Annotated in this window: 10 protein-coding genes, 1 pseudogene and 1 riboswitch; of the genes and pseudogenes, 4 read left to right on the top strand and 7 right to left on the bottom strand. The window is 62.3% G+C overall.

Features of this window, described 5'->3' with window-relative positions:
* Positions 1-492: 492 nt before the first annotated feature.
* The 5 genes and pseudogenes from ABSG20_RS26030 to ABSG20_RS26010 all read right to left on the bottom strand — a co-directional run.
* Positions 493-631, bottom strand: a pseudogene (locus ABSG20_RS26030) (HigA family addiction module antitoxin); the annotation flags it as partial.
* A 116-nt stretch (positions 632-747) separates the two neighbouring features.
* On the bottom strand, positions 748-909 hold the full coding sequence (locus ABSG20_RS26025; RefSeq protein ID WP_423867360.1) for a hypothetical protein: 162 nt from the start codon (positions 907-909) through the stop codon (positions 748-750).
* A 48-nt stretch (positions 910-957) separates the two neighbouring features.
* Positions 958-1,659: a TY-Chap domain-containing protein gene (locus tag ABSG20_RS26020; protein ID WP_423867359.1), complete on the bottom strand. Its 702-nt coding sequence runs from the start codon at positions 1,657-1,659 to the stop codon at positions 958-960.
* Between the two features lie 44 nt (positions 1,660-1,703).
* Positions 1,704-1,810, bottom strand: a riboswitch (SAM-I-IV-variant riboswitch).
* Between the two features lie 314 nt (positions 1,811-2,124).
* The gene (locus ABSG20_RS26015; protein WP_423867358.1) at positions 2,125-2,532 is read right to left on the bottom strand and encodes a type II toxin-antitoxin system VapC family toxin; all 408 of its coding nucleotides are present in this window, start codon (positions 2,530-2,532) and stop codon (positions 2,125-2,127) included.
* The gene (locus tag ABSG20_RS26010) at positions 2,529-2,714 is read right to left on the bottom strand and encodes a hypothetical protein (protein ID WP_423867357.1); all 186 of its coding nucleotides are present in this window, start codon (positions 2,712-2,714) and stop codon (positions 2,529-2,531) included. The genes ABSG20_RS26015 and ABSG20_RS26010 overlap by 4 nt, the downstream gene beginning before the upstream one ends.
* Before the next feature lie 212 nt (positions 2,715-2,926).
* Here ABSG20_RS26010 and ABSG20_RS26005 point away from each other — a divergent pair, with 212 nt between their 5' ends.
* From ABSG20_RS26005 to ABSG20_RS25990, 4 genes are all read left to right on the top strand, one after another.
* Positions 2,927-3,160, top strand: coding sequence for a type II toxin-antitoxin system RelE/ParE family toxin (locus ABSG20_RS26005; protein ID WP_423867356.1), 234 nt, complete (start codon positions 2,927-2,929; stop codon positions 3,158-3,160).
* Positions 3,105-3,461: a helix-turn-helix domain-containing protein gene (locus ABSG20_RS26000; protein ID WP_423867355.1), complete on the top strand. Its 357-nt coding sequence runs from the start codon at positions 3,105-3,107 to the stop codon at positions 3,459-3,461. The genes ABSG20_RS26005 and ABSG20_RS26000 overlap by 56 nt, the downstream gene beginning before the upstream one ends.
* A 119-nt stretch (positions 3,462-3,580) precedes the next feature.
* Complete coding sequence (locus ABSG20_RS25995) at positions 3,581-4,192, top strand: outer membrane protein (protein ID WP_423867354.1); 612 nt, start codon at positions 3,581-3,583, stop codon at positions 4,190-4,192.
* A 33-nt stretch (positions 4,193-4,225) separates the two neighbouring features.
* Entirely contained in the window at positions 4,226-4,441 is a 216-nt protein-coding gene (locus tag ABSG20_RS25990; protein WP_423867353.1) for a hypothetical protein, read from the top strand.
* Between the two features lie 9 nt (positions 4,442-4,450).
* On the opposite strand, the gene ABSG20_RS25985 is transcribed toward ABSG20_RS25990, so the two are convergent.
* Both ABSG20_RS25985 and ABSG20_RS25980 read right to left on the bottom strand, forming a co-directional pair.
* Positions 4,451-4,900 (bottom strand): jacalin-like lectin, encoded by a 450-nt coding sequence (locus tag ABSG20_RS25985; protein ID WP_423867352.1) that lies wholly within the window; start codon positions 4,898-4,900, stop codon positions 4,451-4,453.
* Between the two features lie 628 nt (positions 4,901-5,528).
* Positions 5,529-6,677, bottom strand: a 1,149-nt coding sequence (locus ABSG20_RS25980; RefSeq protein WP_423867351.1) for a M16 family metallopeptidase, incomplete at its 5' end; no start/stop codon positions are given.

Here is a 6,677-nt window from a genome sequence, read left to right as displayed (position 1 = left end):
ACTCGGCACGGCCCTTGGCCGCTCGCCGAAGAGCCTGATGCGGATGTTCGGTCCCTCAGGCAACCCGACGGCCGCAAATCTGCTCACCGTGATCGGCCTGCTGCAGGCGGGGACCGGCGTCCGGCTTGAAGTGCGCGCGGTGGCCGACGCCGCTTGAGCGACCAACGAAAATGCATCCACCGAATTGGGGCCCTCCAGTGAAACTCGTCAGCGCGATGGCGCGAAGGGGCAGCACAGCAAAGGGCTGCGCCAAACTCAGTAGTCATTGCCCGACTTGATCGTGTGATCCGGATCACGCTCCAGACGATCTGTGAAACCTGTCAGTTCAGGTACTGCACTCTCGATTTCATCCCGGGAGCCGCGCGCTCGCGCGTCGCGAGGCCTCATTCCCTCAGGGATCTTCCACCGTCATTGCGAGGAGCCCTTGCGACGAAGCAATCCATCGCGCGGCGTAGGCGGCTGTGGATCGCCGTGCACGATGCGGCGGGGTCGTGCCGATTCCGTCAACGGTTTCGCACGTCCGATCCGTTTGCGTTCGCGCGGTGAATTCATCGCTTCCCAGAGATCGCTGCGCCGTTGCACGTTGAGCCAGAAATCCGGTTTGTTTTGCGAACACGCGGGCGAGAATGAACTGTAAGAAATCGACGAGCGAGATTGCCACTCCGCAGCGACACATTGAACTGGTCAGGAAGCGTGCCTTGCGGCTTGTAGGACCGCCCACGATTCCGGGTTGGTTCGGCAGCCCCTTCAGAGGCCGCCGGCCTGTTTCAGATATTCGACGACCTCCTCGCGGGTCAGGCCCGGATAGCCTGCCAGGATATCCCGAATCATCTGCTCTTGCTGGGCATTGTGGAAGGCGCGTAGCTTTTCCAGCCGCTCCGCTTTTTCTTCTTTGGTCTCGTCGATCATGATGTCAGGATTGAACTTTCCCGCTGTCGGTTTTTCGGATATGCGTCCCTACAGCGCAACCGCCTCCCGCGGCCACACCTTGAATCGGGCCGCGGCAAAATCCCGGACGTCGTAGATCTCCCGAAAGATCCGGTAGGCCAGCCGGGCGGCGTAAGCCCTGTCGGCCTTGCTCTTGATGTCGATGCGCTGGGCGAAGTTTGGCGACCGGTCTGGGGCAAGAAAGCCGAATTCGTGAACCAGCCGCTCTTGCTTTTCCGGCGTCAGGATCGCCGCGATATCGGGCACGAGCCTGCCGGAAACGGCTTCACAGATGAAGTGGTCGGCATGGTTCGGAGCCTGGAATTGGACATAGGCCGGCCCGGCTTCGAAAATGCAATGCCCGCTCGCGTTGACGGTCTGGCCTTTTCGATAATCATCGATCTGGACCAGGCCTCCGATGGCGGAGGCGAGCCAGTTCTGGTCGACAGGCGATAGCGTGCCGAGCTGCGGCTCGCCTGGCCGCGGAGCCATCGTCCACGCGCTTGTCTCGGAAGCCTTCGTTTGCGCGTGAATGTGTTCGCCTGGGAATATATAACCCTTGGAGCCCGTGACTTCCTTGAACCGCGGATTGTTCGCGATCGTCCTTCGCACGATGTCGGCAACCGTCTCGTTGCCTGCGCTGGGTTCAAACGGCTGTTCGGGCTGCGAGACATTCGGTGCGGCCGCAGCTGGCTTCGGCTGGGCGGTGGTATCTTTCGGCGCATTGGACATAAAAATCCCTCCATCGGTTTGATCCGAGGAGGGCTGACAGTTCGCGCGACCGGATTCGTTGCCGAAGTGGCCGCATCCCCGTTTTCGGGAAACCACCTTGCCCGGTTGCGGCAGGTTGGCGAGGGCGTCAGCCCTGCTCTTGATGCATCCTCGATATGGGGTAGAGGCTTGCCGATTGCAAGGCGTGATCAGCCAGCGCATGTTGGATGAAACAGGCTGGATGCGGGGGCGCCGAAGGAGGGCGACCACAAGGGTCGCCCCTACCGGGATCAAGGCTCACGGCCCGTTCGCCCCGTACACGCTCGATGATTTGGATCACGGCAGGAATGACCTTCCGCGTCTTGGGCTCTGACGACCGATGCGGCTGGTCGTCGCCGATACCAGCCCGCTGAATTACCTTGTATTGATCGAGCAGGTCGAAATTCTACTCGTGCTGGCCGGTTGCGACAGTGAAGACCCCGCGCTTCAGGCTCCAGCGAACGGATCAAGCAGCGGCACGCCGGTCACGGCAATGTCCGCGACATTGCGGGTCACAAATGTCAGGCCGTGCACTTTGGCGGTCGCCGCCAGCAAGCCGTCGATCAAAGGCAACGGATGGGGAATTCCCAGGAGCGCCCAGGCTTCCGCGACGGGTTCGTCGACAGGCAGGACGCGCCCCCCAAGTCTGGTCCGCATTTGCAAAAACCATCGATCGAGAGACAAGGCCTTTTCCAGGTCGCTCCGCCGTTTCAGCTCGATGCCATGGCGGATTTCGGCGAGCGCCAGTACGCTCGTCCCGATGTCCTCGACCGCCGTGCGGGTGACCCAATGGACAACGTTTGGATCGGCGCGGTCGCGCTTGCGGATTTCGGAAATGTCGAGCAGGAATTTCACAGATCAACCCGGCGCCAGCCTCGCTGGCGGGGCAGGTCAAAAACGCCGGCGAACACCTCGTCGGCAAGTTCCGAGCCGAAGATGTCGAAAGCAGTCCTCATCTGCGGATCCATCACGGCTTTGGCGAGGGCGGATCGAAGCGCCCGCGCCTTCTCGGCCCCGCCACGCAGCGTCTCGGCCAACGCCCGGATCAGGCCGACATCATCCTTGGGCGCCTGAACTTCAACGCGCACAAAACCGCGCCGCCGCGCGACGACGGTGCGTACGGGTCGCCTTGCGCTGGGACTTGCTGGCCATAGGTGCTTCAAAGGTCACTGGGTATATAACCGGAAATACTTCAAGCGCAATCGTTGCGCCCGATGACAGACCCCGCGAAGCAATCCCAGAAATCGCATTGGCGCCGACCGCTTGGCCGGTGATCCGTGGCACTGGGGGTGCCCGTAAGGCGCGGGCCGCACGCGGAGGACGAGGCAAGAGCGGCGGGGTACGGATCATCTACTTTGTGGTGAACCGACGCGGCGTCATCTACCTGATCGATATATATGCCAAGAGCGAAAAGGAGGATCTGAGCGATGCCGAGATACGCGAAATCCGCAAACTTGCCGTCGCGCTCGAAGCGGAAGGGTAGCGCGATTGGTCGCCGCCTTGTTGCCGGGTTCTCCGAAGCACTGGCGCATGCGCGAGGCGAAATTGAGCTACCCGGCTACATGGTGACGGTGCCCGACCACGTCGACGTTGCGAAGCTAAGGCATCGCCTTGGATTGTCGCAAAGCGGCTTCGCGCGTGCATTCGGCCTGGACGTGACCGCGATACATGCCTGGGAGCAGGGCCGCCGCCGTCCCGACCGCACCGCGCGGATCTTGCTCGCCATCATTGCGAACGAACCGGCCGCCGTGCGGCGCGCTCTCGCCGGGCCGCCTGCGGGATGAGATTTCCGATCACTGGGTCCCGATATCCTTGCGGATCGATCCGGAGACCCGCTGGCACTGGCGTTTTTGAACTTCGGACCCTATAGTTTCAGGACATTTGGCGGCAGCACGAGATGTCCATGTTCGCAGGCAGGCTAGCTCTCGCATTGCTGTTGGCGCTCGGTCTGGGCGGGCGGACGGCCCATGCCCAAGCCGGCCCGGTGACCTCTGGGATTCCGGGCTGGCCCATCGGTTTCGGTGGCAATGCGAGCGCCGGCCAGGGCGCGAACACGTACGGCAACTTTGCGGGCTTTGACGGCGGTGACGCCCGGGGCGGCGGCGTTTCCTATATGCGCTACAATTTTCAAAACGGCTGGTTTGTCGGCGGCGAAGGCGGCGCCATGGGTCTGAGCACGAACGGCATCAACCAGAATGCAGCGTTCGGCGGCTCGCTTTATTACCAAGGCGTGCAGTTCGGCTACAACTGGCAAAACGCGGCCAGGCTGCCCGTCACCCTCTATGCCGGTTTCGACACCTTGAACTATAAATCCGCCATCGGTGGCGCTTTTGCCGCCTTCGACAGCACGTCCGTCACACTGCCTGGCTATAGCGCCCATGCCGGCGTCGAATTCCAGCCGGCGCCGAATGTCAGCCTGTCGCTCGGGTTCGGCTACACCCAGCAGCCCCAGGGCATCGGCAACGACATCAATTTGCTGGCGCTGCCCGGCGCTTCTCCGTTCGGCCGCCGCTGACGCGCGCTTCTGGTGGAGTTGGTCGAAGCCACAATGCTCGCCGCCGTTTTGAACAAACAGCGCGGCGGATCGAATGTTGTCCTGCTCACGCTCCTCGGCGGAGGAGCCTTTGGCAACGAAGCTGAATGGATCAATGCCGCGCTGCGGCGGGCACTCGCGATGATGTCGGGTTTCGGACTCGATGCCAGGCTCGTAAGCTATGGGACGCCGTCGCAAGAGATCCTGCAAATGGCAAGGGATCTTGCATAGAAATCCCGGTCAGGCAGAGACCAGAACAGGAGGCTCTACGTAAACCCCGACAGCATCGAGCGCGCTTCCACTTCTGCCGAAGAACGAGAGGGCCTTGCCGATGATGTAGAAGGGATTTCCACGCGTACCGCCGAAGGGGCCGTGACGCCTCAATGTCTTGTCCGACAACTGGGTCACGAAGCCGATCTGATCGATCGCTGATCCCGATCTGCCGAACACGGCGATGATCTGTTCGCCGGGAGCAAGACTGATATCGAATGGCCTGCCCTCGGAGGAACTACCGTGCATCGGCGCGGTCTGGTTACCATAGGTCACTTGGATGGCGTCAACCTTTGTTCCCGAACGGATCAGGATCCGCGTGATCGGATGGTTGCCGAAACCGGAATCGTCGAACGGGTTGCCTCCGGTGCCGGATCCATATTGCGGGCTTTTGAGATCGCTCGTAAGAACTTCGCTCATGACAATTTCTCCAAAATTATTTAAAGTTGCAATAATTAACATTACACTTGATTTCGCGCTTTTTGTCAACAATCGACGCCGCCTTTCTGTCGGCGTCCCGACGCGACAAGTGGTCGCAACGCTTCCACGCGGATGGTCATGTCACGCGCGCGACATCTCGAGGGCTCGCTGCCTGGAACGGCGGATTACGCCATCGGGCCGCTTTGCGCGGGCCCAGTCGCTCAATCCGCCCTTGAACGGTGACCATACCGCGTTTTTCGTAGGGGCGACCCTCGTGGTCGCCCTCTCGCGGCATCAACCGGTCTCACCAGGGGCACCCACAAGGGGTGCCCCTACGCGTCAGGCATCGAGACTCATCGCGATGTCCACCTGCGCTTTTAATGGTTGCTACAGACCTGAGAACTTTTCAGGCCACGGGCATTGGCCTCTCACTCCCTCTCCCGCTCTTCGCGGGGGAGGGTGGGGTGGGGGCGCGGCATCGGCGGTGTTGGTTACGTGTGGGGCCGCGATACCCGATCGATGGATTTTCGCCCGGAGCTTCCCCCACCCCAACCCTCCCCCGCGAAGGGCGGGAGAGGGAGCGCAGCATCGCAAGCGTCGATATGATCACAACTTCGAAAACGCCGAACTAATTCGCCGCGGGCGGCGGGATCGCGGCGGCGGGCTGGGCGGCGGCTTGCGGGGCGCGGCCGACGATCACGGTGAGCAGGCCTTGCCCCCAGAGAAGCCGCGCGGCCTTCTTGGTGTCGTCCAGCGTCACCGCATCGACGATGGCGTTGCGCTTCTCGATGTAATCGATCGGCAGACGATCGAGCTGGTATTGCAGCAGCGCCGAGGCCAGTTTCGAGGAGGTGTCGAGCGCCAGCATTTGCGAACCCTTGAGATAGGATTTTGCTTCATCCAGTTCCTGCTGGGTCGGACCGTCCTCGGCCATGCGGCGGACTTCCCTGGTGATGGCATCGACGGTCTCGCCGGCGCGGTCGGCGCGCGTTCCGGTGTTGCCGACGAACAGCGCGGAATGATCCATCCACAACAGCGCATCATAGATCGAATAAGCCAGACCGCGCTTTTCGCGGACTTCGCGGTAGAGCCGGGACGACGACCCGCCGCCGCCGAGGATGTGGTTGACGACGTAGCCGGCCATGAAGTCCGGATCGTGGCGTTTAATGCCGGGACCGCCGAAGGTGACCACGGTCTGCGGCACGTCGAGCGGAATGTAGGCGCGCTGCGGTGGCCTTGCCGCTTCGACGTCGGCAACCGGCGTCAGGCTGGATTTGGCCGGCAATCCGCCGAAGGTGCGGTCGAGCAGGCCGCCAAGCGTGGCCGGATCGACGTCGCCGACCACGGCGATCCGAAGCGTATCCTTGGCCAGCACGCGGCGGACATAGTCCTTCATGTCGGCGACATCGATGGTGGGAACGCTTTCCAGCGTGCCGCCGGCCGGCCGGCCATAGGGGTGGTCGCCAAAGGCCATGGCGAGGAATTTGCGGCTCGCCAGCGACGTCGGATTGGACGTCTCGCGCTGCAGATCGGAAATGACCTGCGAGCGGATGCGCTCGACGTCGGCGCTGTCGAAATGCGGCTGAGTGAGCGAGGTCCGCAACAGATCGAAAGCCTCGTCCCGGTTGTCCCTGAGCATGCGCAGCGAGCCGCGGAAATAGTCCCGCGTCGAACTGAAGCTCAATTCGATGGCGCGACGCTCGAGCCGTTCGTGGAAGGTCTTGGAATCGAGCTCCCCCGAGCCTTCGTCGAGCAGGTCGGCGACCAGATTGCCGAC

It is taken from the genome of Bradyrhizobium sp., from assembly GCF_049512235.1.
GTDB lineage: Bacteria > Pseudomonadota > Alphaproteobacteria > Rhizobiales > Xanthobacteraceae > Bradyrhizobium.
This window is presented reverse-complemented; position numbering and strand designations above follow the sequence as displayed.

What these genes read in the sequence shown, in the direction of transcription:
- ABSG20_RS25985 (WP_423867352.1), bottom strand. Translation starts at nt 4,900, where the DNA reads ATGAGCGAAGTTCTTACGAGCGATCTCAAAAGCCCGCAATATGGATCC.
- ABSG20_RS25990 (WP_423867353.1), top strand. Translation starts at nt 4,226, where the DNA reads ATGCTCGCCGCCGTTTTGAACAAACAGCGCGGCGGATCGAATGTTGTC.
- ABSG20_RS26020 (WP_423867359.1), bottom strand. Translation starts at nt 1,659, where the DNA reads ATGTCCAATGCGCCGAAAGATACCACCGCCCAGCCGAAGCCAGCTGCG.
- ABSG20_RS25995 (WP_423867354.1), top strand. Translation starts at nt 3,581, where the DNA reads ATGTTCGCAGGCAGGCTAGCTCTCGCATTGCTGTTGGCGCTCGGTCTG.
- ABSG20_RS26000 (WP_423867355.1), top strand. Translation starts at nt 3,105, where the DNA reads ATGCCGAGATACGCGAAATCCGCAAACTTGCCGTCGCGCTCGAAGCGG.
- ABSG20_RS26025 (WP_423867360.1), bottom strand. Translation starts at nt 909, where the DNA reads ATGATCGACGAGACCAAAGAAGAAAAAGCGGAGCGGCTGGAAAAGCTA.